This is a genomic window from Actinocrinis puniceicyclus (genome assembly GCF_018283645.1).
In the GTDB taxonomy this organism is placed as follows: Bacteria; Actinomycetota; Actinomycetes; order Streptomycetales; family Catenulisporaceae; genus Actinocrinis; species Actinocrinis puniceicyclus.
Genome location: NZ_JAGSXH010000287.1, coordinates 1 through 1,906 on the forward strand (window position 1 = coordinate 1; position 1,906 = coordinate 1,906).

At 68.9% G+C, this 1,906-nt stretch carries 2 protein-coding genes; both read left to right on the forward strand.

The window, feature by feature from the left end; all coding sequences use genetic code 11:
* The first annotated feature begins 473 nt into the window (after nucleotides 1–473).
* Nucleotides 474–923 (forward strand): helix-turn-helix domain-containing protein, encoded by a 450-nt coding sequence (locus KGA66_RS28805; RefSeq protein ID WP_211472734.1) that lies wholly within the window; start codon nucleotides 474–476, stop codon nucleotides 921–923.
* A 17-nt stretch (nucleotides 924–940) separates the two neighbouring features.
* Nucleotides 941–1,507 (forward strand): VapC50 family PIN domain-containing toxin, encoded by a 567-nt coding sequence (locus tag KGA66_RS28810; protein WP_211472736.1) that lies wholly within the window; start codon nucleotides 941–943, stop codon nucleotides 1,505–1,507.
* Nucleotides 1,508–1,906: the final 399 nt, after the last annotated feature.

Sequence of the window (1,906 nt, forward strand, 5' to 3'; positions counted from 1 at the left end):
GGCATCCCGCGTTCTACCAGGAGCTTCGTTGCCTCCCACACCCAGTCCACATCGTGATCAAGCTGAAACCCTTGCCCCGCAAGCTACCTGAAATCATGTCAAACTGGACCTAACTTTAGGGCAGTGGTGTCTACCGACGTAGCCGTCAGCGGTAGCCGTCAACCGGCCCGATTGGTCTAGACCTTGAATTGAATTTCGCAATTCGCTGACCTGCACGGACGATATCCGAAATGACCATTCCTCTCCGGCCTCCCGCGCAGTCGCCCTGGGTCCGGGGCCGTTGGGCCGGGTTCGGTCCAGGCTCGCGCGAAGCGCGACCGCGCAGCGGCCACAGGGCCTTGACCGGTTCCGGCCCGCCCCGGAGGATCGGGTGCGCGGGACGGCCGGTGCTCCCACCCGGCATGGCTCCGGTTGACACCACCACCTCATCCGTTACACTTATTACCGATATCACTTCGCACTGGGAGGTGCCCGTGTCCCGCACCAGCATCCTGTCCCACGCCGCCCGCGTCGAGCCCGCCCCGGCCGAGCACGATCTGTTCACCGCGCTCCAGGACGCAGCCGAACCCGAGTCCCGCCTGGTCCTGCGCGGCCCGGACGGGCGCGACATCCTCCTGCCCGAATCCCTCACCCGCTTCGTCGTGGCCGCCGTCCAGGACCTCGCGGCCGGCAACGCCGTGCTCGCCCTGCCCGTGGAGACCCGGCTGACCCCCGCCGAGACCGCGCAACTGCTCGGCTACTCCCGTCCCTTCGTCGCCCGCCTGCTCGACGAGGGCGAACTCCCCTCCGCCCACCTGCCCGGCAGCACCCACCGCACCGTCCGTCTGGCCGACGTCCTCGAATTCCAGGCCCGGCGCGAACGCAACGCCGAGGGCCGCCGCCGCATCACCGAGCTCGTCGAAGACCACGACCTGCCCTACTGACCTGGAAGGCACCGTTCATGGCCCGGGTCCTGGCCGATACCAACATCCTATTCCCGTTCTCGCTGATGGACCTGATGCTCGCCCTGTCCCAGGACCGCATCCACGCCCTGCTCTGGAGCGACCGCCTCCTGGACGAGTGGGAACACGTCATCGTGCGCGAGCAACACCGCTCCCCGCAGGCCGCAGCCGCCATCGCGACCGCGATCCGCGACTACTTCCCGGAAAACCGCGTCCCCGAGGCCGACTACAAGCACCTGCTCTCCGACCTCGACGGTCCGGACCCAGACGACCTGCACCACGCCGCCGCAGCCGCCGCGGGCAGGGCCACCACCTTGATCACCTGGAACCTCGCCGACTTCCCCGCCACCACCCTCGGCCCGCTCGACCTCACCGCCACCGACCCGGATACATACCTCTGCTCGCTCCTGGAGCGAGATCCGATCGAGGTCACCGCCACCCTGCGCCGCATGGCCTCCGAGAAGCGCAGACCGCCGATGACCACAGGTAATCTCCTCGACGCGCTCGCCCGCGCCGGGGTGCCCGTCTTCGCCCGGCGAGCCCGGAGTCTGCTCGCCGCGGCCTGATCACCGTCATCCAGGCGCAGGGCTGACACCGGCCGAACTCGTGACAGAACCCTGAGACCAGGCGCGGTGCACTTCGCTCGGCGGGCTCCGGTCCACCCGGCGGCTGTTCTCGGGGCGGGGTACAGGGCCGGGCGGTCATGGCGGCGAAGACGAGGAATGACCAGCCCGGCACACCCCGACCCGCCGCACGCCCGCAGGGCGTGCCTTGAACCATGTAGAGAGAAGTTCAACCATGCCCCGCCTCCGGTGCGCTGCACGTGCTTTCCGGCCCTGAGCACTAACCCAGCGATAGCTGGTGGACGTGCCCGTCGTGGCGCGGCCGGGGATCAGACACCGTCTTCGGGGTGCACTCCGCGCGTGGGCCACGGCCTTCCGGGGCCAGCTGCGACCAGGGCTATT